This window comes from Paraburkholderia sp. BL18I3N2, from assembly GCF_003001875.1.
In the GTDB taxonomy this organism is placed as follows: domain Bacteria; phylum Pseudomonadota; class Gammaproteobacteria; order Burkholderiales; family Burkholderiaceae; genus Paraburkholderia; species Paraburkholderia phytofirmans.
Map to the genome: position 1 here is coordinate 634386 of NZ_PVNC01000001.1, position 23707 is coordinate 658092.

The 23707-nt window shown below is 60.8% G+C and carries 24 protein-coding genes; 7 read left to right on the top strand and 17 right to left on the bottom strand.

The window, feature by feature from the left end:
• Positions 1–9: 9 nt before the first annotated feature.
• The 3 genes from B0G75_RS02910 to B0G75_RS02920 form a co-directional block, all read right to left on the bottom strand.
• Entirely contained in the window at positions 10–483 is a 474-nt protein-coding gene (locus tag B0G75_RS02910) for a PRC-barrel domain-containing protein (RefSeq protein WP_106300453.1), read from the bottom strand.
• A 70-nt stretch (positions 484–553) separates the two neighbouring features.
• Positions 554–784, bottom strand: a complete 231-nt coding sequence (locus B0G75_RS02915; RefSeq protein WP_106300455.1) for a hypothetical protein — start codon at positions 782–784, stop codon at positions 554–556.
• A gap of 139 nt (positions 785–923) precedes the next feature.
• Entirely contained in the window at positions 924–1652 is a 729-nt protein-coding gene (locus tag B0G75_RS02920) for a haloacid dehalogenase type II (protein ID WP_106300457.1), read from the bottom strand.
• 148 nt (positions 1653–1800) lie between these two features.
• Here B0G75_RS02920 and B0G75_RS02925 point away from each other — a divergent pair, with 148 nt between their 5' ends.
• Positions 1801–2313, top strand: coding sequence for a hypothetical protein (locus B0G75_RS02925; protein ID WP_106300459.1), 513 nt, complete (start codon positions 1801–1803; stop codon positions 2311–2313).
• Between the two features lie 27 nt (positions 2314–2340).
• Here the strand turns inward: B0G75_RS02925 and B0G75_RS02930 are convergent, their stop codons facing one another.
• Entirely contained in the window at positions 2341–2667 is a 327-nt protein-coding gene (locus tag B0G75_RS02930; RefSeq protein WP_106300461.1) for an H-NS family nucleoid-associated regulatory protein, read from the bottom strand.
• A gap of 99 nt (positions 2668–2766) precedes the next feature.
• Here B0G75_RS02930 and B0G75_RS40065 point away from each other — a divergent pair, with 99 nt between their 5' ends.
• The gene (locus B0G75_RS40065) at positions 2767–3207 is read left to right on the top strand and encodes a hypothetical protein (protein WP_146142468.1); all 441 of its coding nucleotides are present in this window, start codon (positions 2767–2769) and stop codon (positions 3205–3207) included.
• A 503-nt stretch (positions 3208–3710) separates the two neighbouring features.
• Here the strand turns inward: B0G75_RS40065 and B0G75_RS02940 are convergent.
• Both B0G75_RS02940 and phaP read right to left on the bottom strand, forming a co-directional pair.
• Positions 3711–4232, bottom strand: a complete 522-nt coding sequence (locus tag B0G75_RS02940) for a hypothetical protein (RefSeq protein WP_106300465.1) — start codon at positions 4230–4232, stop codon at positions 3711–3713.
• A 172-nt stretch (positions 4233–4404) separates the two neighbouring features.
• Positions 4405–4899 carry a TIGR01841 family phasin gene (phaP, locus tag B0G75_RS02945; protein WP_106300467.1) on the bottom strand — a complete coding sequence of 165 codons (495 nt, stop codon included), beginning with the start codon at positions 4897–4899 and terminating at the stop codon, positions 4405–4407.
• Between the two features lie 369 nt (positions 4900–5268).
• Here phaP and B0G75_RS02950 point away from each other — a divergent pair, with 369 nt between their 5' ends.
• Positions 5269–5757, top strand: coding sequence for an NUDIX domain-containing protein (locus B0G75_RS02950; protein ID WP_106300469.1), 489 nt, complete (start codon positions 5269–5271; stop codon positions 5755–5757).
• Positions 5758–5922: 165 nt separating this feature from the next.
• Here B0G75_RS02950 and B0G75_RS02955 read toward each other — a convergent pair whose 3' ends face one another.
• The 4 genes from B0G75_RS02955 to B0G75_RS02970 form a co-directional block, all read right to left on the bottom strand.
• On the bottom strand, positions 5923–6837 hold the full coding sequence (locus B0G75_RS02955) for an ornithine cyclodeaminase family protein (protein WP_106300471.1): 915 nt from the start codon (positions 6835–6837) through the stop codon (positions 5923–5925).
• 48 nt (positions 6838–6885) lie between these two features.
• Complete coding sequence (locus B0G75_RS02960; RefSeq protein ID WP_106300473.1) at positions 6886–7878, bottom strand: asparaginase; 993 nt, start codon at positions 7876–7878, stop codon at positions 6886–6888.
• 59 nt (positions 7879–7937) lie between these two features.
• Positions 7938–9185, bottom strand: coding sequence for a D-amino acid dehydrogenase (locus B0G75_RS02965; protein WP_106300475.1), 1248 nt, complete (start codon positions 9183–9185; stop codon positions 7938–7940).
• A 202-nt stretch (positions 9186–9387) separates the two neighbouring features.
• On the bottom strand, positions 9388–10479 hold the full coding sequence (locus B0G75_RS02970) for a GlxA family transcriptional regulator (RefSeq protein ID WP_106301812.1): 1092 nt from the start codon (positions 10477–10479) through the stop codon (positions 9388–9390).
• Between the two features lie 274 nt (positions 10480–10753).
• Between B0G75_RS02970 and B0G75_RS02975 the strand changes: the two genes are divergently transcribed.
• Entirely contained in the window at positions 10754–11878 is a 1125-nt protein-coding gene (locus tag B0G75_RS02975; protein WP_106300477.1) for a branched-chain amino acid ABC transporter substrate-binding protein, read from the top strand.
• A gap of 449 nt (positions 11879–12327) precedes the next feature.
• Positions 12328–12864 carry a hemerythrin domain-containing protein gene (locus B0G75_RS02985; RefSeq protein ID WP_106301815.1) on the top strand — a complete coding sequence of 179 codons (537 nt, stop codon included), beginning with the start codon at positions 12328–12330 and terminating at the stop codon, positions 12862–12864.
• Between the two features lie 226 nt (positions 12865–13090).
• Here the strand turns inward: B0G75_RS02985 and adh are convergent, their stop codons facing one another.
• Positions 13091–14611 (bottom strand): aldehyde dehydrogenase, encoded by a 1521-nt coding sequence (gene adh / locus B0G75_RS02990; protein WP_106300481.1) that lies wholly within the window; start codon positions 14609–14611, stop codon positions 13091–13093.
• A gap of 467 nt (positions 14612–15078) precedes the next feature.
• Between adh and B0G75_RS02995 the strand changes: the two genes are divergently transcribed.
• Positions 15079–16806: a methanol/ethanol family PQQ-dependent dehydrogenase gene (locus B0G75_RS02995; RefSeq protein ID WP_106300483.1), complete on the top strand. Its 1728-nt coding sequence runs from the start codon at positions 15079–15081 to the stop codon at positions 16804–16806.
• Positions 16807–16896: 90 nt separating this feature from the next.
• Positions 16897–18135, top strand: a complete 1239-nt coding sequence (locus B0G75_RS03000; protein WP_106300485.1) for a c-type cytochrome — start codon at positions 16897–16899, stop codon at positions 18133–18135.
• 105 nt (positions 18136–18240) lie between these two features.
• Here the strand turns inward: B0G75_RS03000 and pqqE are convergent, their stop codons facing one another.
• The 6 genes from pqqE to B0G75_RS03030 all read right to left on the bottom strand — a co-directional run bounded on the left by pqqE (position 18241) and on the right by B0G75_RS03030 (position 23693).
• Positions 18241–19377: a pyrroloquinoline quinone biosynthesis protein PqqE gene (gene pqqE / locus B0G75_RS03005; protein ID WP_258194207.1), complete on the bottom strand. Its 1137-nt coding sequence runs from the start codon at positions 19375–19377 to the stop codon at positions 18241–18243.
• A 1-nt stretch (position 19378) separates the two neighbouring features.
• Positions 19379–19660: a pyrroloquinoline quinone biosynthesis peptide chaperone PqqD gene (gene pqqD / locus B0G75_RS03010; RefSeq protein WP_106300489.1), complete on the bottom strand. Its 282-nt coding sequence runs from the start codon at positions 19658–19660 to the stop codon at positions 19379–19381.
• On the bottom strand, positions 19657–20376 hold the full coding sequence (pqqC, locus tag B0G75_RS03015) for a pyrroloquinoline-quinone synthase PqqC (protein ID WP_106300491.1): 720 nt from the start codon (positions 20374–20376) through the stop codon (positions 19657–19659). The genes pqqD and pqqC overlap by 4 nt, the downstream gene beginning before the upstream one ends.
• 2 nt (positions 20377–20378) lie before the next feature.
• Positions 20379–21302, bottom strand: coding sequence for a pyrroloquinoline quinone biosynthesis protein PqqB (gene pqqB / locus B0G75_RS03020; RefSeq protein WP_106300493.1), 924 nt, complete (start codon positions 21300–21302; stop codon positions 20379–20381).
• Positions 21303–21370: 68 nt separating this feature from the next.
• Positions 21371–21445: a pyrroloquinoline quinone precursor peptide PqqA gene (gene pqqA / locus B0G75_RS03025; RefSeq protein WP_106301818.1), complete on the bottom strand. Its 75-nt coding sequence runs from the start codon at positions 21443–21445 to the stop codon at positions 21371–21373.
• Between the two features lie 274 nt (positions 21446–21719).
• Complete coding sequence (locus B0G75_RS03030; protein ID WP_106300495.1) at positions 21720–23693, bottom strand: sigma-54-dependent Fis family transcriptional regulator; 1974 nt, start codon at positions 23691–23693, stop codon at positions 21720–21722.
• Positions 23694–23707 lie beyond the last annotated feature (14 nt).

Here is a 23707-nt window from a genome sequence, read left to right on the forward strand (position 1 = left end):
TGGATGTTATTAGTGCTCGCTCGGTCTGATGGCAGGGTCGCCTTCCACCACGTCACGGGTCGCTGCCCAGTACGGCTGGCGATTGTAATAGCTATACGTCGATTCTCCCCACTTCGCGTCTGCCATTGTCGGCCAGTGGTCCTTGTCGAAACCCGGGTCGTCCTTGAGACGCTGCGCGGTGATGTCGACGAAGAAGCACTTCTCGTCCGTGTCGAGCGTCAACGCACTCCATGGGATGGCGTGCAGGGTGGAACCCATTCCGAGGAAGCCTCCCTCAGAAAGTACCGCGTAGGCAATACGGCCGTTCCTGACGTCCAGCATGATGTCCGAAATTTTCCCGACGTGTTCGCCATCAGAGGACATGACCTTGTTCCCGTCGAGCGTTGCCGCGGCCATGATGTCCGGTCCCGGTCCTTCGCCCATACCACCGCCGACAATTTCCGCTCCGCGGCGGGTGTCACCTTGCGGGTTGATTGAGCCCATGATTTACCTCCTTCGAAAAAAGGTAAACCGGTAGCGCGCAAGCGGTGTTCCCGAGTGGGTCAAGTTGGTGTCAGGTCTTTGAGTCGACCCAGATACGCCCCCAGACAGTCGCGTATTGCATTGCCTGTTCGTGGTCGTAGAACAGATCCAGCGAGGCGAATGCTTGCGGCGGCCGTCCTGGCTGTTCGATAACGAGGTCGGCGGAATGCAAGCCCTCGCCGGTCGGCGTCGTACTTGCGCGGAGACCATACCCGCGATGAAAGCTGATTCTGGTGGCCGGTGTGTTCGGCAGGATTTGCATTTGATTTATTTGGGGTGGCGACACCCCGCTCTCTCAGTGGCGCGATTGTCCCGTCAATATGTGAAGGTTCGATGACGAGAATTCGATTGCCGCTGGAAGCCATTTGTACGATAAAACGCCAGCCGATGTAAGCAGGTCGCTACGTAGGGCAGCCGAGCTGCGTGGCCAGGTCGTCCATATCCGCTGCTGCAAAATCCCAACTCTGTTCGGCATGCAGGTCGCTTTGCTGGCCGGGTCCGTGTTCGACGGGGCGTACGACGAACGCCGTCTTCAAGCCACATTGACGTGCCGCCGCGAGGTCGCTGTTATGGGCCGCAACCATGCAAACCTCCGCGGGGTTCAGACCGAGGATTTCGACGGTGTCGACGTAGACTTGTGGCGACGGCTTGTATGCCCGAACGACTTCCGCTCCGAGAATCGCGTCCCACGGAAGCGCGGCGCGTTTCGCCATATCGATCATCAGCCTGATGTTTCCGTTCGAGAGCGGGGCAATCATGAAGTGGCGCTTGAGTCTCAGCAGTCCTTCGACTGAATCGGGCCAAGGGTCGAGGCGGTGCCAGGCGAGATTCAGTTCATCCAGTTCTGCCGAGGAAATTGAACTGTTGTCGGCACCATAGTCGGCCAGCACCTTGACGAGGTTTTCCCTGTGCAAAATGTCAAGACGGACAAACTGCCGCCGCCCGCTCCGTATCTCCTCCATTGCGGGCACATATTGACGTCGCCACGCGTCTGCAAACTCGAATGAGTCAATCGGCACGGCATGACGGCTGAGAAATTGACCGACGTCGCGAGCGACACCACTTCTCCAATCGACAACCGTCCCGAAGACATCGAACAGAAGAGCCTTGATTTCCGGCCTATTCAGCATGTGATGGACCTTTTTTCGCGCGGTGCGGAGAAACAAGTCTAACCGGATATGTCATGAACCCGAGGCGCATAGGCATCCGGTTTTCTGGAGTAAGCTGACTGTATTAAAGACGCGGCATGCCGCGCCGTATCAGACCGTGGAGCACGTTATGAAAACGCTGGACGCAATGTCGCGCGCGGGCCGCGCCATTGCGTTGGTGGTCCTGTCCGCCGCTTTGTCCGGTTGCTACTACTACGTGCCCTATGGCTACGTGCCATACGGCGGGGTGCCGGCGGCGCCCGCGCCGCAGCAATATTCGTTCTCGACGGCCGGCACAGTGGCAGATGGTGCAGCCGTGTCGGACGCGACTGCGCCGACGAACACCTATGTCGCCCCAGCCGTGCCCGTCTTCGTTGCGCCTGCGTACTATCCGGTCGCGTATCCCTACTACGGCTCGCCCGCGTGGTGGGGACCCTCAGTGTCGCTGAGTTTCGGCTATTGGGGCGGCTGCTGTTACGGCGGTGGCCGATACGGCTACTGGGGCCGCCATGGCTACTGGGGGCACGGATATCCAGGCGGTTGGGGCGGTCATGGCGGCTGGGGTGGCCATGGATACCCGGGGCACGGGATGGGTGGCGGCCACTACTGGGGCGGTGGTGGCGGCCACGGGCGTTCGCATTGAGCGCCCGGAGCGATACACCTTGTCAGCTCAGGACGCCCGAACTGTCGCCAGGCGGGTGCCCGCGAACGGGTCTCGACTCCAGTCGATGGCAGGACGTTGACGGCTAGCCGATACCGCCGGTTTGTCGATCGCAAAGTGCGCCAGCGATTGTCCGGCGCTCGTGGCTTGCTTTAACCACTGCGGCATAGCGCCCTTGCCGTCCCAGGTGTCGCCGAAAGCACTGCGATATCGCGCCGACTTTTGGCGCGCCCGGTCTTCGGCGATCGCCGCCTTGAGGTCCGCCACCTTGATGCCGACCGTGGTCATCTTGCGGCGTAGGTACGCAATCATGCTGAGGCGTTTTTGCTCGTCCATGTCGGTTTCCCCTTCGAAGTTCGAGCCTCGTAGCGGTCTCGTGTCGTCTTGCCTTGCCGACACGTCCCGTCACGAGACAATTCGGATGTGGGAAGTATCGTGTCGAGAAAAGCTGGCGTCGATGTGCGATTTCTGAAAACACTGTTGCAGGCAGAGTGGCAAAACCGTCGCGACCCTCGATGGCAGATCCCATCTCGACCCGCCACGAAAAAACCGCATGCGCGTCGTATGGGGGCAGCGGGTTTAAACATTCGCTTTCGTTTCGACTTTCTGCGCCCTATAACGTATTTGCAGGGGCGACTATTACGTGCCGACGGGTCCATGAAATCCGTTGACATTGCCTGCTCGCACGCCATCTCGCGTCCATCGACCTTCGCCTCGCGCACTGCGCTTCGCTTTTCCCAATTGCCTGAAACTTTGGCCTCGGGCGATTGGCCCGCGGATTCGAAGACAGCTTCGCATCCGCACATCCTGCATGGATTTCAATCGCGCGACACGCGAATTACGAATCACATGGATGGAAAACTCAACCTAGCTTAAGGAGCCGACATGAAATTACGATTGATGGTTGCTTCTGCTTTCGGGTTGTTTGTCACGGTCGGGTTTGCGTCTGCGCAAAGCACGCCCGATGCTGCACAACCCGCCCCCCAGCAAAGCGCCGCAACTCAGGCTGGCTCTTCGCCCAGTACAGGGATGGAGGCCTACGGCGGCATGCCTGATACCCGGATGCAAAGCGGCGCGCGACATGCCAGGCCGTGCAGGGTGGACCCGCAATGCAACGTTTTTTTCGGGGGCAGCTAACACCAAAAGATGGCGCGCGAGCCGATAGCCTATGGTGCTGTCTGCTCGCGTCGGGAAAGGGACGGCGCCCTCGGTCGGGCTGGCCGGGTCCCCTTTCATCTAGTTAGGTCCGCGCGCGCCCTCATATGGAAGGCGTTCGCGAAGCGTCCGCTGGCTTCAGGAGCGAGCGGAAAGCGCCTTGCACGCCGAGTTTGAGTGCTCGGGAATCTTGATCTAGAGGTACTGGCCACAAGCGGCGAGTGTCAGGACTTCGACCGCGGTTCGGGCCAGGGCCAACCTCTCTTCTCGCCGCGCGCGTTCACTTCCGCGGCCGGCGCGAGCTTAGCCGGTGCCTCGAACGGACTCACCTCATTGGGAACATCGTGCGACGGTTCAGCCAGAGCGTCTTTACCGTGATTCGAGAGTCCGGTGCCGAACCACTTTACTTTCTTCTGGACGTAGCCGAGATACGCGTTCCAGCCGTCGGGATTTGCGGCAAACAGATTCTGCTGAACGGTTGACGCCAGTGTGTCCCGGTTGAGATCCGCCTCGAGCAACTCGCTTGGCCACGAGAAAAATGAACGGGCGACGCGTGTGCCGAATTCGGTCGCCGTCATTGTTGGCGGCAGGGCGTGAAGGAACGCGAAGTCCTGCAATGAAGCATGTTTCTGCACAAGCTGCGCCACCGTGGCGCCCGGTTCGTTCGCGTCGTTTAAACAGTTCAACGCGGCGAGAATGTCGCCCAGGTGAAGCAGCAGTTCTCGTCGATCAAATCGATCGTCCATCGCAGAGTGTCCGGTCATTTCGTCCTTGCTTGAAGTGCGCTGTCTCGTGGTTCTGTTCAGAAGCAACCCTACACTGCATTAGTCGCCTCTCGATACATCCGGTTCAGGAAAAAGAAATGCGAACCGAAGTTCGCATTGATAGACGCAAAAAGTCTAAGAAAGACGCAGGGTCTTAATGAACGGCGGATACGCTCGACACGAACTGTTTGGCAGCCTTGTTAGCCGATTCATAAGTCGCATTCGCTGCCGAGAGAACCGAGTTCCACGCGGCAACAGCGGATTCGCTTCCGGCCGGTGTGTTCTTCTGAAGGCTCTCGACGAAACCTTGTGCGTCCCGTTGGAACTGCTGGCCCTGTGCTGTCGCCGCGGCGGTGATTTCGCTCTGAACGCCAGACACGATTTCTTGAACCTGGCGGCCGTATGCAACTACTTTATCCGCCACAGGCTGGGAGAGGCTTGCTTGCAACGCGAACAGCGCGCCCGGGTTGCCGGCTGAGAGGGCTTTGGCGACGATTTCCTGGTTTTCGGCGAGAACTGCTTTACCAACTTGCAAATTCAACGCGACCAGCTGTTCGAAACCTTCAAATGCTTTGTTCGTCAGACCGAAAAGCGCCTCGAGGCTGGACTGTTGGGCGGCAACCAATTGTTGGGGAATAAGAGTGCTCATCACTGCTCCGTAAGGGTAAGGCGGCAAGAGTGCGAGGGGCTCTGAGTGAAAACAAAACCGCGCGCCAAGAGGGCAGCGTAAATTGCTGCGCTGCAACAAAACCTATTGTACGGGGGATAATCGGGATGTCAATCGGTTTCGCTGGGAGGTCGATGAATTCTTTGCGACAAGGCCAGCGCCGCTGTGACGAGGTAGCACGGCCAGTCGACTTGCGTCTTCGAATTGTTGATAATCGCTCTCCCGAGCAGAAGCAGCCGCTGGCTACACTACGGTTTCCGGGTTGTGGTGTGGCAAACGTTGAATGACCTAAGCCGCACTAGCGCCTCGTCCCGGAACACCCCCCAGCCACGAAAGGAAAGGAGAAAACTCATGCCGAGTCTTGAGCGAGTGCGACCAGCTACGCTTATCGACTCTGTCTGGCGTATGGCGCTTCGCCTCGGATTCCAGTTCGCTCGCGCATGGTGGCACGTTCGGCGGCCTCACCATGAGGGCGCGCTCGTCGCAATCTACGTCGGTCAGGCGCTGTTGCTTGTGAAATCATCGTACCGGGCCAAGTGGAATTTTCCTGGCGGTAGTGTCCACCCCGGTGAGGCGCCTGATGCAGCAGCGCGGCGTGAAATGGAGGAGGAGATCGGCCTGTCGACTGGCACATTGCTCCCCGCAGGTAGCGCCTGCGGCATTTGGGACGGGCGAAGAGACCGGGTGCATTTCTTTGAACTGCACCTCGATTGCATGCCCGAGCTGCGGCTTGATAATCGTGAGATTGTCGCCGCGCATCTGGCATCGCCGGAGGAGTTGCGCGGCATCGCGCTCACCAAGGCCGTCACGGCGTATCTCGACAAAGATGTCCGCCGTTAGTTGGCCCTGCGCGCTGTATGCCGAAGGTCTTGATGCGTGATGAGCCTGATTTCGTAGACCGCCCCACGCGCGGGTTCGGGCCGTATCTGCATATCGATTGAAGTTCGGTCTGCGGCTAAAGCCTCGTCGTTTTCCTGCATGAACTGGAAGGCAGTGCCACTGCCTTCAGTTGCTCATCCGACGCGTGATCAAACCAGCCAACGCAACGTCGGCGAGGCCGAAGCCGAGCGACTTGAAGATCGTCACGTCGCCTTGTGCGCGATGCTCGAACCGGCGGTTGGCGAGTACCGAGCCCAGTTCGACGATGTCGTCCCAAGCGACCACACCCGGTGCGGCCATCAGCAGATCGCCCGCTTCGCTGCGGGCCTGTTCCAGCGACTCGACGACGAGCGTTTTCGCGCGCGCCAGCAGCGCGTCGTCGAGTTCGCGCGCATCGGGTTTGCTTGAACCGATCGCCGCGATGAATGCGCCCGGCTTCACCCACGTGCCGTCGAAGAGCGGCGTCGCGCTACGCGTGGCGGTGACAATCACATCGGCGGCGCGAGCGGCCGCTTGCGCGTGGCTGGCTTCGATCAGTTTGTCCGGGAACTGCGCCTGCATTTCTGCAACCGTTTGCGCCACGTGGTCGATTCCGACGATCAGCACCCGCTCGATGCTGGACCCGTCAGCGAGCGAACGGATATGTGCTCTCGCTTGCCGGCCGGTACCGAACACCGCGAGCACGCGTGCGCCGGATCGGGCGAGCGCGTCGCTGGCGATACGCGTGACCGCGGCAGTGCGGAATTCGGTCAGTGCGTCGCCGTGAAGAATCGATATCAGGCATCCGTCGTCGCTCGAAAAGAGTGGAACGACGAAATCGAAACGGCCGCCATGCGTCGAATAGATCTTGGCACCGCACACACCGCGCGACGGCAGTATCGCGCCCATCATGCTGACGGATACATGTTCACCCTTTGTTCTGACGCGCGGTTGAACTGGAGCGCGGCCAGCGCCGTGTTCCGCGAGCGCGATGCGCAGTTCGGCAATTGCGTCGCGCATCGTGATGAGGCGGCGCACGTGGTCGTCGGTGATGAATTGCATGATTGGCGTGATCGGATGAGAGTGGGTCGGAAAGAAGACAGGCGCGCTTCAATAGCGCTCGAAGAAGGCCTGCAACGCGGCGGTGTCGTCGGTTTGCGTGAGCGCCAACGTCAGAAGGATGCGGGCCTTCTGCGGAATCTGATCGTCGACTGTGAGCCAGCCGTATTCGTCGTCGGGTTGCGCACCGTTGTGCAACACGATCCCGCTGCCTGTGCGCGAGGCGCGCACCACATGCACACCCCGCCTGACGGCATCGCGAAGCGGGTCGATCAGATGACTGGCGACGTTGCCGTTGCCGGTCCCCACATAAATCAGTCCACGCGCGTTCGCGGCAATTGCGCTGATCGCGCCGGGTTCGAGCGCGCCATACGCATAGACGATATCGACTTTTGGCAGTGAGCGAAGCGTATCGATCGACCATGGCGTGTCGAGCGTATGGACGCGCGCGGGCCGACGGTAATAGCGCGGCGCGCCTTCGATCACATACCCTAGCGCACCGTATGGCGAGCGGAATGCGTCGAGCTTGAAGCTGTTGCTCTTGACCACATCACGCGCCGTATGGATCTCGTTGTTGGCAACGACCAGCGTCCCCAGTCCGCGCGACGACGGATGCGTTGCAACCGCAAGCGCATCGTATAAATTCAGCGCCGCGTCGGAACTCATCGCCGATGGCGGACGCATCGAGCCGACCACCACCACCGGCTTTGCGCTCTTGAGAGTGAGATGCAGAAAGTACGCGGTCTCCTCGATCGTATCGGTGCCATGCGTGATGACCACGCCGTCAACATCGTTTCGTGCCAGCAGTTCGGCGACGCGCTTGCCGATTGCAAGCAGATGCGCGTTGTTGAAATTCTCGGAGCCGGTTTGCAGCAGTTGTTCCGCGCGCAGATTCGCCAGTTCGCCCGCGTGCGGAATCGAGCCGAGAATCTCGTCGATGCCGAGTACCGAGCACATGTACGTGGAAGTATTGACACTGGCTTTACCTTGGCCGGCGATAGTACCGCCTGTGCCAATCACCACGATATTGGCTTTTGCTGTCATGCGGGTCTGGTCAGGTTGGAAAATCGAAACGCGGTCATCAGGGAGTCGGCTTTCGAACGTCAATGCGAAAGGACGAAGGCGCTGCTCAGTTCGCGGTTGTTGCTGCCCGCGAGTCCATCCGCCAACAGCGCGGCTGAACCCGTCGCGAGCGTAAAGCCGAGCGCGCCATGTCCTACGTTGAGCCACAGGTTCGGATAACGCGTCGGTCCGACAATCGGCAGGCCGTGCGGCGTTGCCGGACGCAAACCGGTCCACTCGCCGGCAGCGGCGGATTGGGCGACCTCGGGAAACAGCGTGGCCGTCTCCTTGCGCAGCGTCGCGAAGCGCGCGGGGTCCGCATCGAGCGAATAGCCATCGATATCGGCAATGCCCCCGACCCGCAGCCGTTCGCCTAGCCGCGCATAAACGACCTTACGGGCGAAGTCGGTGATGCTCACACGCGGCGCCGCGATGTGCGGCTGAAGATCGAACGTCAGGCTGTAGCCCTTGATCGGATAGATCGCCACGCGGATGCCGAGCGGCTTGAGCAATCGCGCCGCGCCCGCGCCCGAGGCGACGACGATCCGATCCGCCGCGAGCGGTGCGCCATCGCAAATGGCTTCGACGCCGTGTGCACCTGACTTCAGGGCATCGATTGGCGTATTCATCAGAAAGCGTACGCCGCGCTCGCGCAGCACCGCCTCGATACCTTTGCAGAAGCGCCGGCAATCGGCCGTGTCTTCGCTCGGCGTATGAATGCCACCGGCCAGAAACGACCGGGCATGCGCAAGCGCCGGCTCGATTTCTACGCATGCTTCGGCGCTCAGCGCTTGCTGTTCACAACCGAGCGTGCGCTGGAACGCCAGCAAATCCACCGCGCTTTGCATGGCGTTGGCGTCACGATGCAGCACGAGCTTGCCGGAGCGCACGAAGTCGAAATCGAGCGAAGGTTCGGCGGCGATGAGTTCGTGCATCAGCGTGCGGCTCAGGAACGACAGCGACAGCAGCTTTTGCGTGGTCAGCTCGCTGCGTGCGCGCGTGCACGCGGACAGGAATTCGAAGCACCAGCGCCACTGTTCGACGCTCAGCTTCGGCCGGAAACGTACCGGCGAATTGCGCTGCGTCAGCCAGCGCGGCAGTTTCGACACGACGCCGGGGCCGGCGAGGGGCGCGACGTAGCTATACGACAGCTGCCCGCCGTTGCCGAAACTGGTTTCGCTGGCGACCTCCGCATGCCGGTCCGCTACCGTGACGTCATAGCCCCCGCGGCTCAGGTAATACGCGCTCGACAGGCCGATGACGCCCGCGCCGATGATCAATATCCGCATACCGCTGCACTCGCTCTCTTGCGTGATCTTCGCGATCTTTTGCGTTAGGGGCAGCACGATGCATGGCTTGCCCGATGACCTGAATGTACGACGGGGCCGGTGCGGAGGAATTGCACCGATTTGCCGAAAAGTAGAAGAAACGCGACAGGTACCAGCCTGGTGAGATGAAGCGCTCGTGAGGATGGTGTTGGAGACGGGACGGTCAGCTGGTTGCAGCGCTGCGCGAGGCGCGCAGCTTGCCCGGTGTCACGCCATACGCTTCGCGAAATGCCCGGATAAAGTGCGCCGAATCCGCGAAGCCGCATTCGTAGGCGATGTCGGTGATCTTGCGCGCCGTGTTGACGAGCATCCAGCGCGCGTAGCGCAGCCGCATGCGCCGATAAAATTCATTTGGCGACGCGTTCATCTCGCTCATGAACGCGCGTTCGAGGTTACGCACGCTCGTGCCGATCATCTTCGCGATGACCGCGATGTTCAGCGGCGCTTCCAGATTCTCTTCCATGAGCAATACCGCGTGACGCACGGTCGCGTCCTCAACCGATAGATAACCCAGCGCGGCGCGGCGCTCGACGAACGACGAGCCGCCCTGACGGCTGACGGTCATCTGATGAATCACCTTCGACGCGCGGTCCGGTCCGCAGTGCAGGCTGATCAGACGCGCGGCGAGCTCGACCACCGAGATGCCGCCCGCGCAGGTGATGCGGTTGCCGTCGATCAGATAGTCGGCGTGCGTAATCACGCGCAGTGATGGAAACATGCGCCTGTAATCGTCGAGATGGAAGCTGTGGACGCAGGCAACGCGGTCTTCAAGCAAACCGGCCCGCGCCAGCACGAAACTGCCGGTGCACATGCCGACCAGCGGAATGCCCGCTTGTGCGGCCTGCTGCAGATAGTCCCAGTAGCGCCGGTCGACCTGATCCAGATACGGCAGCAATCCGCCGATCACGACGACGTAGTCGAATTGCGTGACATCGGGAAACGCCGATTGCACCCTCACCGGAATGCCGCAACTCGCTTCGACCGCTTCAGCCTGAACGCCGATGATGGTCCACAGACAGCGCAACTGGCGGCTCTGATCGCCACGATCCGCGGCGTGGCGCAGTGCGTCGCACAAGCCGGCGAGCGACAGCATCGGAAAACGCGGCCACAACAGAATGCCCACGCTCAGCTCGGCTTCGGAGCGGCTCGGGTGGGCCTGCAACGCCCGCGGCAGTGCGTCCAGTTGCTCGACCAGTTCGTGAGCCGTCGGCTCAGTGGCTGGGGACGCAGGAGGGAAAGAGCGGGCAGTCGGCATGCGCAAACTCGAGGGCGGTTCGCGCTGATTATACGGTGAGGTGCCGCGAATCCGCGCAATTGGCGCCTGACGCAATTCTTCTATTTTCCGGCAGATCGGTTCAATGCCGCCGCTTTCTGGCTGCATAAATTTGGAACCGCTGACGAACGACGCCGCGCCGCGAGGCCCGGGGGATCCGACGAAGGCAGGAAGATCGGCCGCATGCAGTCGCGTGCCCCAACCATCACTATTATTCGGGTGAAGCATGAGCAAAAGCACAGCCTTGGGTCGCGGCATGGCGACTGTCGGCATTCTGGGTACATTGGCGGCGGCTGTCGTGGGCGTCGCCCGTGCCGACGAGATGGTGAAAATCGGCGAAGTCGCGCCCGTGACCGGGCCGGCTTCGTATCTGGGCAAGGACACGGAAAACGGCGCGCGCCTGGCGATCGAGGAAATCAACCAGAAGGGGCTCGTGATCGGCGGACAGAAGGTGACGCTGGTGTTCGACGCGCAGGACGATGCGGGCGATCCGCGTCAGGCGACCCAGGTTGCGCAGAAACTGGTGGACGACAAAGTGGTCGCGGTAGTCGGGCATATGCAATCCGGTTCGACCATCCCTGCGTCGAAGATCTATAACGATGCCGGTGTCGTACAGGTGTCGCCGTCCGCGACCAACCCGGCGTATACATTGCAGGGATTCAAGACTGCGTATCGCGTGGTCGCCACCGACGCACAACAGGGACCAACCCTCGCCGATTACGCCGCAAAAACGTTGAAGGTGAAGACGGTGGCGATCGTCGACGATTCGACCGCCTACGGCCAGGGTCTCGCGGTCGAGTTCGAAAAGCAGGCGAAGGCGAATGGCATCACGGTGTTGTCGCACGACGCGAGCACAGACAAGGCCGTCGATTTCCGCGCGATTCTCACGAAGATCAAGGGCGAGAAGCCGGACGCGATCATGTACGGTGGCCTCGACGGCACCGGCGGTCCGTTCGCGAAGCAGGCGAAGCAGCTCGGCATCACGATCAAAGTGCTCGCCGGCGACGGCTTGTGTGCCGACGACCTCGCGAAGCTCGCGGGCGACGCCGCCGATAACGTGATCTGCTCGATTGCCGGCGCGCCGCTGCTCAAGATGGCCGAAGGTCCGGCGTTTGTCGAACGCTACAAGAAGCGTTTCGGCTATGCGCCGGTCTTGAATTCTCCGTTTGCGTACGACGCGGTCGGCGTGATCGTTGCAGCGATGAAGCGCGCGCAGTCAACGGACTCCGCGAAGATTCTCGCCGCGATGCCGGCGACCGACTACCACGGCGTGCTCGGCGAAACGCAGTTCGATTCGAGAGGCGATCTGCGGCATGGTGTGATCTCGCTGTACAAATACGTCGGTGGCAAACAGGCGTTATTGGGCGTTGTGGAGAAGTAGGAGTGCTTTCGTAGTCTTCTTTTTACTGCTTCAACGCTATTCTCGGATTGCTGTGGGTGTAGCGGCACAGGCGCGTGTTTTATGTGCCGCTGTTTTACGACACCACGGATCTGATTCTTCTCGACCGTGCACTGCACTTTTGTGGCAACGACACTGTCGAAGCGCGGCGGCGGTTGAGCGCCTATGTCGAGCGCGCAGCGACGGAAAATGGACCAGTCGCGATCCGCTTCTCGTATCAGACAAGACTTCCGATGAGTTGCTCAACGACGTCGGGTATAGCCTTCGAGACGTTGCGCCTCGCTCGCTCGGCGCCTGACCGGTCGTTGGTAATGTCGTTTTCCAAGCCGCCCTGAGGCCTGACAGCGTCCAGGCATGCGGGTTGCGGTACATGGTGCTCAATCGCTGCAACCAGCCGCGTTGCAGTCAACCCTATGGCCGAGGAGATCGACATGCAAACCACCAAACAGGACAAACCGGAAACGGGCTCGGGCGCGCCCGACGCACTGGCTTTTCTCGAGGCCCAGCATCGCGCAGTGGAAAAACTTTTCACCGCATTCGAGAAAGCGGCCGACGACGATCTTGAGGCGAAGTCGGCACTGGCGCAGCGTGCCTGCGAAGAGCTTTCCATTCATACGATGCTCGAAGAGGAACTGCTCTATCCGGCCGCACAGGAAGCATTACCTGACAGCGACGCGATAGACGTCGAGGAAGCGTATGTCGAACATTTCCTCGTCAAGACCTTGATCGCCAAATTTGAAACCATGAAGGCCGGCGACAAGGGCTTCGATGCGACCTTCAAAGTAATGAGCGAGATGGTGGGTCATCATGTCGAGGAAGAAGAAGAGGAACTCTTTCTGGAACTGCGCAAGACCCCTTGTGATCTCCGCGCACTCGGCGAAAAAATGGCGAAGCGTAAGGCCGAACTGCAGAGCAAGCTCGACGCGGCAGGTAGCAAACTGGTTGGCGACAAGACACTCGCCGTCTAAATGCAGAAACGCGATAGCCATCGCGTCCGCCAACTAAAGCAACACTCGTGACCCTCGAGCAGCGACTTCGCAGCATGCGCGAAGTCGCTGCTCGACATATTCCGGATCGCGCGATTACGCACAGGTAAAGAGTGCGGTGCTTTTTCCATTAGACAAGCTTGGTGACGCAGGTGTCGAGTAACGTGCGTAACGTGCCTCACACCGCTCCAGATCCGTACGTAGTGGATTAGAAGAAACCCAGCGGCTGCTCGCTATAGCTCACGAGCAGATTCTTGGTCTGCTGATAGTGGTCGAGCATCATTTTGTGCGTCTCGCGGCCGATGCCGGACTGTTTGTATCCGCCGAATGCCGCATGCGCCGGATAGGCGTGATAGCAATTCGTCCACACGCGGCCGGCCTGGATTTCCCGGCCGAAGCGATAGGCACGCGCACCGTCGCGAGTCCATACACCCGCGCCGAGACCGTACAGCGTATCGTTGGCGATTTCGAGCGCTTCTTCTTCGTTTTTGAATGTCGTCACCGACACTACGGGCCCGAAGATTTCTTCCTGGAAGATACGCATTTTGTTGTGGCCACGGAACACCGTCGGCTTCACGTAGTAGCCTTTGCTCAGTTCGCCGCCGAGCGCATTGCGTTCGCCGCCGATCAGACAGTCAGCGCCTTCCTGCTTGCCGAGATCGACATATGAGAGGATTTTTTCGAGCTGTTCCTCGGAGGCCTGGGCGCCGATCATTGTCTTCGTGTCGAGCGGATGTCCCTGCTTGATTGCGGCGACGCGTTTCAGGGCGCGCTCCATGAAGCGGTCATAGATCTTCTCATCGATCAGTACACGCGACGGGCACGTGCAGACTTCACCCTGATTCAGCGCGAACATCGCGAAACCTTCGAGCGCCTTGTCGAAGTAGCCGTCGTCGCGATCCATCACGTCGGCGAAGAAAATGTTCGGGCTCTTGCCACCGAGTTCGAGCGTCACGGGAATGATGTTCTGGCTCGCATACTGCATGATCAGGCGGCCTGTGGATGTCTCACCCGTGAAAGCAATCTTCGCGATGCGCTTGCTCGAAGCGAGCGGCTTGCCGGCTTCCAGGCCAAATCCGTTGACCACGTTAAGCACACCTGGCGGCAGCAGGTCCTGGATCAACTCCATCAGCACGAGGATCGACGCTGGAGTTTGCTCAGCAGGCTTGAGCACGATGCAGTTCCCCGCGGCGAGCGCGGGTGCGATCTTCCACACGGCCATCAAGATCGGAAAATTCCACGGAATGATCTGCCCGACCACACCAAGCGGCTCGTGGAAATGATAAGCCACGGTATCGGCATCGATCTCGGAGAGCGCGCCTTCCTGTGCGCGAATGCAACCGGCGAAATAGCGAAAGTGGTCGATCGCGAGCGGGATGTCAGCGGCGAGCGTTTCGCGGATCGGCTTGCCGTTGTCGATCGATTCGGCGAACGCAATGCGCGAGAGGTTCTGCTCCATGCGGTCGGCAATACGGTTCAGGATCGTCGCGCGCACGGCCGGCGAGGTATCGGCCCAGGCTTTGCGGGCGCGATGGGCGGCATCGAGGGCGAGTTCGATATCTTCTTCTGTTGAGCGGGGGACCGACGTAAAGGGTTCACCGGTGATGGGTGACAAGTTGTCGAAGTATTCGCCGCGTACCGGCGCAATCCATTGGCCGCCGATGAAATTGGCGTATTGCCGCGCGTACGGAAATTCGACGTCGAGAAACTGCATATCTGCGTGATTCATACCTGACTCCTCCGGTTGATTGTGTGGCTGGTGTCGATGGGGAAAGCCTGCGTTGGCTCCGCGTGTCCGCCGTCCTGACGCTCTTCATCGTGCGTGGCATTCAGCGAGAAGCGTGCCATTGACCCTCATCTCCATCGCGATAGGCGTGCGGGCAACGAGACGCTGGCCGCGGCGTATACATGTCAACGCGTGGAGTGGCCCTGTGCGTCGTTCGATCTACCGGTATGGCAAGTGTCATTTTTAGCAACACATTGCCGGGTGACTGCGCCAGCGTGCAACACCGGCGCTGTGCCATGACGGCCGCTTCGCTGCGAAGCCCCGCGTGCTCTTCGAGAGCCATCGTTGCTCGCAGCCGCGCTGCGGCGAATGGCACGCGATTTGCCTTGAACGGTTCGCAGGCAGTCTGCGATCACTGAACGATGGCGCCGCCGCATGGCCTCGCGTCGACAATTCAACAGGAGACAAGGATGAAAGCACGTTTAGCTTTGGCGAAGCGGTCCACTTCGCTTGCAATGAGCGTAGCCGCGGCCGTCAGTCTGGTATTCGCGTCGGCCGCAGCTGCGGACGACTATCCAGCCGTCACCTATGAGCGTTTGACCGCCGCGCAAAGCGATCCCGGCTGGCTCACGTATTACCGCACCTATAACGGCCAGGCGCATTCACCGCTCAAGCAACTCGACCCAACCAACGTCAAGAAACTCAAGCAGGTGTGGAGCTACAAGTTTCCGGCGGATCTGCAACAGGGATTCGAGGCCACGCCGATCGTCAATGGCCGCTACCTGTTCGTGACCACGCCGAAAGACAACGTCTATGCTTTTGATGCTGTAACCGGCAAGCAACTCTGGAAGTTCGAGCCCAAGCTCGGCTCTGAATCGTTCAAGACTGCGTGTTGCGACGTGATCAACCGGGGTGTGGCGCTGTATGGCAAGAACGTCTATGTCGCAATGCTGAGCGGCGACGTTGTTGCGCTGGACGCGCAGACCGGTGCGCTTGTCTGGCGCAAGCAAATGTTCGAGCCGGGTCTGGGTTACGCGTTCTCGCTGGCGCCGCTCGCGCTCGACGGCGCGCTTGTGGTGGGTAGCGCAGGCGGCGAATACGGTGCGCGTGGTTTTATCGCGGCCTTGAATCCCAATGACGGAAACGTACTGTGGAAGCGCTTTACGGTGCCGGCGGCCGGCGAAAAGGGCGCCGATACGTGGCCGAACGGCATGCAGGAGCATGGCGGCGCACCGGCCTGGCTGACAGGTACGTATGACGCCGCATCGAAAACGCTTTACTGGGGCGTCGGCAACCCGGGCCCGTGGCTCGCCGATCTACGGCCGGGCGACAACCTGTACTCCGACTCGCTGCTCGCGCTCGATCCGAAAACCGGCAACCTCAAATGGCATTACCAGTACACGAAGCATGACACGTGGGATTACGACGGCGTCAATACACCGGTGCTTGCCACGATCAAGTACGAGAACAAGGAGTACGACGCCATCATCCATGCGGACCGCAATGGCTTCTTCCACGCGATCGACCGTGGCACCGGCAAGCTGATCTACGCGAAACCTTTCGTTACGGCAACCTCGGTGACTGGCTATACGCCAGAGGGCGCGCCGATCCAGGACGCGTCGAAATATCCCAAGGCCGGCACGACGATCGAAACCTGCCCGAGCTTCCTCGGCGGCAAGAACTGGTGGTCGGTCTCATACGACCCGGACAAACATATCGCTATCGTGCCGGCGTTGCATGCGTGCATGTCGCTGTCCGGAAAATCGGTGAACTATATGGAAGGGTTGCCGTATCTCGGCGAAGGGTTCGAAATCAAACCGGAACCGGGCAGCAAGGGTTATGGCGAACTGCAGGCGATCGATGTCGATACCGGCAAGAAACTCTGGAGTCACTGGAGCAAGCTGCCGTGGAACGGCGGCGTAGCGACCACCGCAGGAGGGCTCGCCTTTAGCGGCTCGCTCGACGGCCACCTGTATGCGTTCGATGTGACGACCGGCAAGGTGCTGTGGCAAAGCCCGAAACTCGCGAGCGGAATCGTGGCTCAACCGTCGGTGTTCGAGGTCAACGGTCAGGAGTACGTCGCCATTCTCGCCGGTTACGGCGGCGCAAACCCGATCTGGGGTGGGCCGATGGCGAAAGCCGCAGAGAAGGTCCCGCGCGGCGGCACGCTATACGTGTTTGCGCTCAACCACGGCTGATGTTCACGTGGCTGCCGCGACACTTTGGCCGGGCCGAAATGGGCGCGGCCGTTCAGCCGTGGCCGCCAGGCTCTTTCCGGAAGCAAGATCATGAAGACTCGACTTAACTGGTTCGCTTTTGCCGGTATTCTGTTGGCCACCGGCGCTCTCACACCGGGACTCGCCAGCGCGGGTACGGGCGTGCGCGTTTGCACGTTTCCTGGCAGTCCATCAATGGCGCTGGACGAGGCGGTGGCGCGCGAAGCACTTCGCACTGCGGGGATTGCGCTGTCGCTTGCCCCCGGAGGATTCGACAGTAGTGACGACGACGGCGTTTCGCTGAAGGAACTCAACAAGGCGCTTGCGCGCAAATGCGACGTGATCGCCGGCTTTCCGCGTTCGACCGTCGCCGATGGTTCAGGCAGTAAGCTGACCTTCTCGCGCGGTTATTTGCACTCTGGCTACGTCAGCGTCACGACGCGCGAATCGTCTACGCAGGCCGGCAGCGCGGAAGTCGTTGCGGCAACATATGCGAGCCCGGCGCAATTGATCGCCGTGCAGCAACCCAACGTCACGCTCGACCTGGAGAACACGGCGGCACTCACGGTCCATGCAGTGGCAAGCGGTCATGCGCAGCGCGCGATCGTCTGGTACCCGGCGGTTGTTGCTTATGCGATCGCGCACCCGGAACAGCACTTCCGGATTGCGAATACTGTCTCGCCGTATGCCGACTGGCAACTGGTATTCGCGTTCGGGAAGAACGGCGCGGCGTTGCAGCCGCGCATCGACGCCGCGCTGGCGAAGATGGCTTCCGACGGCCGGCTGGCGGCCTTGACCCGCAAATGGATGCTCCCGGAGGCAGCACAGGCGGCCGGATCATCCGTGGCCACGTTTGCCTATCGTGATGGCCCTGGCCGTAACGATGCGGTGTGGCGCTTGATGTCGGCGGCCGACCACGGCTCGCAGAAGAGGCGTTTCATCAAGGTCGATGCGAGCGCGGCAGCCGATGTCCCCGGCTTCGACCGCGCGCAGGTGGCGCACGGTAAAGCTCTGTATTCGAGTGCGTGCGCGAAATGCCACGGGCCCAATCTGCAAGGTTTGAATGCGCCCGCATTACGCGGTCCGGCCTTTGCACCGGCGGCAAATGCGAAGCTGACGATCGGCGGTGTGTACGGATACATGGCCAACAATATGCCTGCGGATCGCCCCGGCAAGATGAAACCGCAGGAATATGCCGACATCATGGCGTTCCTGCTGAATTCGAACGGCTATAGCGCGGGCACTACGAAGCTGACGGACGACAATGCCAAGGCGTCGAAGACTCCGCTCAACGCGGGCACTTCGCGATAGTTCGACCGCTATAACGGCCTTGATCGATGCCATAAAAAAGCCCGGCGATTTCCGTGAAATACGGAGAATCACCGGGCTTTCGCGAAACCGCAATCTCATCCGGAATCATCCCAAACGCAACGAATTATCCGTACTGCGGAAAATCAGCGGTTGTGCTTCAGCGTCACGCGCCGGCCGCCGCGCCAGCGTCACGACCTGTTCGATTTGCCCGTGATGCGCGGATTTTGCGCAGACCGGGTCGGCGGCTGCGGCGTCTCCAGTCAACAGGTACGCCTGACAGCGGCAGCCTCCGTGATCGGTCTCGCGCTCGTCACAACTCCGGCATGGTTCGCGCATCCAGCCTTCGCCGCGAAACGCATTGAACGCATGGCTGTGGGACCAGATGTCCGCCAGCGAAGCGTCCTGCACGCGGGGCAGGTCCAAACCCGGCAACGAGCGTGCCGCGTGGCATGGCAGTGCGGTGCCGTCCGGCGCGATGCCGAGAAATACCGAGCCCCAGCCGTTCATACAGGCCTTCGGGCGTGCTTCGAAGTAGTCGGGGATCACGAACAGGATGCGGCATCGATCGCCGAGCCGTTCCCTGTATTGATTAACGGTGGCCTCGGCTTCCTGCAATTGTTCAGCGGTCGGCATCAGTTGCTCACGGTTGAGCATCGCCCAGCCGTAGTACTGCGTGTTCGCCAGTTCGAGGTAGTCCGCACCCATCTCCAGCGCCATGTCGATAATCTGCCCGACATGCGGCAGATTATAGCGATGCAGCACGCAATTGAGCACCATCGGGTAGCCGTGCGCCTTGATAAGACGCGCAACACGCTGTTTCAGTTCGAAGGTCTTCGCGCTGGAGACGAAATCGTTCAGCTCACGCGTCGAGTCCTGAAACGAGAGCTGGATATGATCGAGACCTGCCTCTTTTAGGGCAGCGATGCGCTGCCCGTTTAGTCCGACACCCGAGGTAATCAGATTTGTGTAGAAGCCGAGTCCACGAGCGTGCCCGACCAGCGTTTCGAGGTCGTCACGCACCAGAGGTTCGCCGCCCGAGAAGCCAATTTGCGCGGCTCCCAAGCGGCGCGCCTGTGTGATCACGTCGCGCCAGGTCTGCGTGTCGAGTTCGGCGCCATGACTGGCGAAGTCGATGGGGTTGTAGCAGAACGCGCAGTGAAGTGGGCAGCGGTATGTGAGCTCCGCCAGCAGCCAAAGTGGCGGGGACGGGCGCGTGCCCGGCGTGTCGGTCGTCGTGGTCATGTCAATCCAGCCAGCCGCGTTGCCGCGCATGATCGATGAAGCGGTACACGTCGGCGGCAAGGTTCGACGCGTTGAAGAGGTCTTCCAGTTCGTCGATGATGTCGTCCAGTTCCCGGGTTCCGTCACAGCGCGCGAGAATTTCGCCGGCACTCGGATTGAGCTTGACCATGCCTTCTGGATAGAGCAAGACGTAGGCATCCTGAACGTCTTCCCATTGCAGGCGGAACATCGTGCGCAGATGTGGTCGCAAGCTGGCGTGGTAGTCGGGGAGCGGGGCGTTCATACCGGGTAAGCCTTTTCGATCGCATCGAGCATCGACCACAGAATGTCGAGCTTGAAGCGCAGGATATCGAGGGCGCGCTGTTGCGCGTCCGGTGTTTTGAAATGATTGAGCGTGACGTCGAGTCCGTGCTCGACGTCGCGCTGGGCAAGTGGAATGCGGCTGCGAAAGTACTGAAGACCTTGCGCATCGATCCATGGGTACAGGTCAGGCCATCCGGCCAGCCTGTCGCGATGGATCTGTGGCGCGAACATCTCCGTGAGCGAAGAGCAGACCGCTTCCTGCCACGGCGAGCGCCGCGCGAAATTCACGTAGGCGTCGACGGCGAAGCGCACGCCAGGCAGCACGTGTTCGAGTGACCATAACGCGTTGCGATCGATGCCGACCGCGTCGGCGAGGTGTGCCCATGCTTCAATGCCGCCGGGCTTGTCGCCGTAGCCATCGTGATCGTGCAGCCGTTCGATCCACAGACGGCGCGTCTGCCGGTCCTCACAATTGGACAGGATCGCGGCATCTTTGAGTGGGATGTTGATCTGGTAATAGAAGCGGTTGGCGACCCAACCGCGAATCTGCCGCGGCGAGCATCGGCCACTATTCATCCGCAGATTGAACGGATGATGAATATGATAGTGAGCGCCGAGCGCGCGCAGGCGGGCTTCGAATTCGGCCGGCGACCAGGGTGCGGCGTGAGCAACGGCGGTGGGCAGGGGGGCGTTCATGGCTATACCTGGAATTGCATCCCGTCGCGTGCCACTTCAATACCGCGTGCGCGTATCACGGCGTGTTCGGCGGAGTGCGGGTCGAGAATCGGATTGGTGTTGTTGATGTGAATCAGCACCTTGCGTGTCGCATCAGGCAGCGCATCGAGCAGTTGAACCATCCCTGGCAGGCCACGGTGGCCGCACTGCGCAAGGTGGCCCATGTCGGCCGCGAGGCGGGTGGACAGCCCAAGGTCGATCATTTCCGTGGCGGACCAGAACGTGCCGTCAACCAGAACGAGTTGTGCGGAGCGCATCGCGTCGAGCACAGGTTCCGGTGCACTCGCGAGACCTGGCGCATAGAAGACGCGTGCGCCGCTAGCGAGGTCTTCGATCAGCAATGCGATGTTGTCTCCGGGGGCGGCTTGCGCGCGCCGGGGAGAATAGGGCGGCGCCTTGCTCTCAATCGGCAACGCCGTGAAGCGAATGCCTTGCGCAGGGGCGACCATGAACGTTTGATCGAGCGTAATCTCGTGACGCTCGACACCGCAGTAGTGTTCGAGCAGCGGAACGAGAGGCAACCCGGTGGAGAGATCGTCGAAAACCGCAGCGCTCGCATACAACGGAAGAGGCGCGGTGCGTTCGCGCAGCATCAGTAGACCGGTGACGTGATCGATCTGGGCATCGATCAGGACTACGGCGGCGATGGCGCTATCGCGGATCGAGCGGCCGGGCTGCAGGTCCGGATTCGCGCGCAACTGGGCAAGCAGGTCCGGCGACGCGTTGATCAGAATCCAGTCTATGCCGTTCTCGCTCACTGCAATCGAAGACTGGGTACGTGGCAAGACGTCGCCAGTCTGGTAACGGGCCCGGTTGCAGTTCGCACAGTTGCAGTTCCATTGCGGCAGTCCGCCGCCCGCACCTGAACCAAGAATCTTGATCTTCATGAGCCATGCTCCGGGCGCCGTCACGCACGCTCTCTCATGCGAGAGGCGTGCGGCGCTTCATGCTTGCTTCAGCGATTGGCGATGTACATCGTGACTTCAAAACCGAAACGCAGATCGGAATAAGCGGGGGTAGTCCATTGCATGGTTGTCTCCTTGAGCAAGTCATGTGATTGAGAAACCGCATTGAGTAAGCGGTCGTATCCATCGAATGCAAAGTCTGTGCCGGACTTATAAATTTTGGCTTGCCGGAATTGCCGGGCGCATCACATGTTTTGCATCCCGAATGGATGCGTTATTGGGAATGAATGCAGTGCTTGCTGCGCAAAATAAAACTATCGAGGCGGGTGAGATCCGCAACGAGCTGTTCAATTCGAGTACACCGCTGTTGCAAATTGGAACACTTGTGACACCACCGCGTCATATCGCGTCTTCGACGTCGCCTGCGCCTTGCGCCGGTAACTTGCGATAGATCGTGTTGCGCGAGACCCCGAGCGCGCGGGCGGCGGCCGACACGTTGCCGCCATGCTGCGCGACGGCCTGGGCGATGACGCTGGCGGCGACATCCTCCAGGCGTCCGCTTGGGAGCTGCAACGTGTCGACGGTACTTGCACGCGCTGCGGCAATGGTCCGCAAGCCGTCGAAGAAGTCATCGGGCAAATGCTCGCGGCGGATCTCGCCGTCCGCATCGACCATGACGGCGGCTGTGCGCAGGAGATTGCCGAGTTGGCGAAAATTGCCCGGCCACGCGCACTGCCCGAACAATGCCATCACGTCCGGGGCGACGCTCAGGCGCTGTCCGTCCGCGCTTTCGGACGACGCGCATTGCAGCATCTTGTCGATGACGGCGGACAGATCCGTCCGCTCGCGCAGCGGCGGCAATTTGACCACCATGCCGTTCAGCCGGTAATACAGGTCCTCGCGAAAGCGGTTCTGGGCGATCATGTCGCGCAGGTCGCGGTGTGTCGCGCAAATGATGGCGATATCGACCGGTATCGATTTCGACGAGCCAAGCGGATTGACGAGGCGCTCCTGCAACACGCGCAGCAGCCGCACTTGCAACGGATAGGGCATGTCGCCGATTTCGTCGAGAAACAGCGTGCCGCCATTGGCCTGCAGCAGTTTGCCGCTGGCGCCTTTGCGCCGCGCGCCGGTGAACGCGCCTTCCTCATAACCGAACAACTCCGATTCGATCAGCGTTTCCGGGATCGACGCGCAGTTGACCGCGACGAACGCACCTGAGCGTCGCGGAGAGTCGTTATGGATTGCCTGAGCCAGGAGTTCCTTGCCGGTCCCCGTCTCTCCGGTAATCAGGATCGGAATGTCCTTGCCGATCACTTTGCGGACTTTGGCGATGACGGCCGTGATCTGCGGGTCGCCAGTGTCCAGATAGCTGAGTTTCGACAGCGCCCCCACGGCCGGTGATGGCGGCTCCACGCGGTGTGCCGTAGGTCGCTCGCGTCGCTCCTGCGGCGGCCGGCTGTCATCGGCGTATGTGGCGCGCCGGAACTCGACGTGCGCGCAGACCACCGCGCCGTTGTTCAGGTTCAACGACAGATACCGGTCCCGGCTGACTCGCAGGCTATCGATCAGTTGCGCGCTGGTGAGGCCGAAAAGCGACGACAGGGTATGCGCGCGCAGGCTGGCCAGCGGCAGGCCAAACTGGAATTGTGCACTGCGATTGGCGGACAGGAAGCGGCCATCGCAGGTGAATGCGGCGATGCCCTCCATCAAGGTGCCGAGAAATTCAGGGCGACCGTGGAAGGCAATTTGCAACGTTTCTCGAAAGGTATTGGTAAACAGATGGTTTTCGATCATCTGCACGGACATTTTCGCTAGCGCCATGGTGTGCTGGTGATAGCTGCGATGGTCGCCAGTGACATCGAGCACGCCGATCAGATCGCCGTACGGATCGAGGATTGGCACGCTGGAGCAGGTCAGAAAGCGATTGGCGGCCAGATAGTGCTGCTCACCATGCACGACTGTCGGGCATTGCTCGGCGAGCGCCGTGCCGATAGCGTTTGTACCTTGCCGGTCTTCAGCCCAGTTCGCGCCAGGGCGCAGGGCGACTTTCTCTGCGCGCCGTAGAAAATCATCGTCGCCGATCGAATGAAGGATCAGCCCTTGCGAGTCGGTCAGCACGATCATGCTCTGCGTGTTGACGATCTGCTCATGCAGCGATTCCATCACCGGCGTGGCATGCGCGCAGAGGACACGGCTTTGCTCCAGTTTCAGCGCGAGTTCCGCGGTCGGCAACACGTCATAGTCCGGTCGCGTCGAGGCGCTCAAGCCAAAGGTTTCGGAGCGTTCGTGAGATTTCTGAATCGACGGCGTAAGCCAGCCAGGCTCACGAGCCGCCATTGATGTTACAGCGTGACAGACCTCATCGCGCATTGTCTCCTCCTGCG

Coding starts and splice junctions, on each gene's coding strand:
- B0G75_RS02950 (WP_106300469.1), top strand. CDS start 5,269: ATGCCGAGTCTTGAGCGAGTGCGACCAGCTACGCTTATCGACTCTGTC.
- adh (WP_106300481.1), bottom strand. CDS start 14,611: ATGAATCACGCAGATATGCAGTTTCTCGACGTCGAATTTCCGTACGCG.
- B0G75_RS02975 (WP_106300477.1), top strand. CDS start 10,754: ATGGCGACTGTCGGCATTCTGGGTACATTGGCGGCGGCTGTCGTGGGC.
- B0G75_RS02960 (WP_106300473.1), bottom strand. CDS start 7,878: ATGACAGCAAAAGCCAATATCGTGGTGATTGGCACAGGCGGTACTATC.
- B0G75_RS02910 (WP_106300453.1), bottom strand. CDS start 483: ATGGGCTCAATCAACCCGCAAGGTGACACCCGCCGCGGAGCGGAAATT.
- pqqD (WP_106300489.1), bottom strand. CDS start 19,660: ATGAACGCCCCGCTCCCCGACTACCACGCCAGCTTGCGACCACATCTG.
- B0G75_RS02915 (WP_106300455.1), bottom strand. CDS start 784: ATGCAAATCCTGCCGAACACACCGGCCACCAGAATCAGCTTTCATCGC.
- B0G75_RS02955 (WP_106300471.1), bottom strand. CDS start 6,837: ATGCAATTCATCACCGACGACCACGTGCGCCGCCTCATCACGATGCGC.
- B0G75_RS02920 (WP_106300457.1), bottom strand. CDS start 1,652: ATGCTGAATAGGCCGGAAATCAAGGCTCTTCTGTTCGATGTCTTCGGG.
- B0G75_RS02995 (WP_106300483.1), top strand. CDS start 15,079: ATGAAAGCACGTTTAGCTTTGGCGAAGCGGTCCACTTCGCTTGCAATG.
- pqqB (WP_106300493.1), bottom strand. CDS start 21,302: ATGAAGATCAAGATTCTTGGTTCAGGTGCGGGCGGCGGACTGCCGCAA.
- B0G75_RS02965 (WP_106300475.1), bottom strand. CDS start 9,185: ATGCGGATATTGATCATCGGCGCGGGCGTCATCGGCCTGTCGAGCGCG.
- B0G75_RS03000 (WP_106300485.1), top strand. CDS start 16,897: ATGAAGACTCGACTTAACTGGTTCGCTTTTGCCGGTATTCTGTTGGCC.
- B0G75_RS02930 (WP_106300461.1), bottom strand. CDS start 2,667: ATGGACGAGCAAAAACGCCTCAGCATGATTGCGTACCTACGCCGCAAG.
- B0G75_RS02970 (WP_106301812.1), bottom strand. CDS start 10,479: ATGCCGACTGCCCGCTCTTTCCCTCCTGCGTCCCCAGCCACTGAGCCG.
- B0G75_RS02985 (WP_106301815.1), top strand. CDS start 12,328: ATGCAAACCACCAAACAGGACAAACCGGAAACGGGCTCGGGCGCGCCC.
- pqqE (WP_258194207.1), bottom strand. CDS start 19,377: ATGACCACGACGACCGACACGCCGGGCACGCGCCCGTCCCCGCCACTT.
- pqqC (WP_106300491.1), bottom strand. CDS start 20,376: ATGAACGCCCCCCTGCCCACCGCCGTTGCTCACGCCGCACCCTGGTCG.
- B0G75_RS02940 (WP_106300465.1), bottom strand. CDS start 4,232: ATGGACGATCGATTTGATCGACGAGAACTGCTGCTTCACCTGGGCGAC.
- B0G75_RS02925 (WP_106300459.1), top strand. CDS start 1,801: ATGAAAACGCTGGACGCAATGTCGCGCGCGGGCCGCGCCATTGCGTTG.
- phaP (WP_106300467.1), bottom strand. CDS start 4,899: ATGAGCACTCTTATTCCCCAACAATTGGTTGCCGCCCAACAGTCCAGC.
- B0G75_RS03030 (WP_106300495.1), bottom strand. CDS start 23,693: ATGCGCGATGAGGTCTGTCACGCTGTAACATCAATGGCGGCTCGTGAG.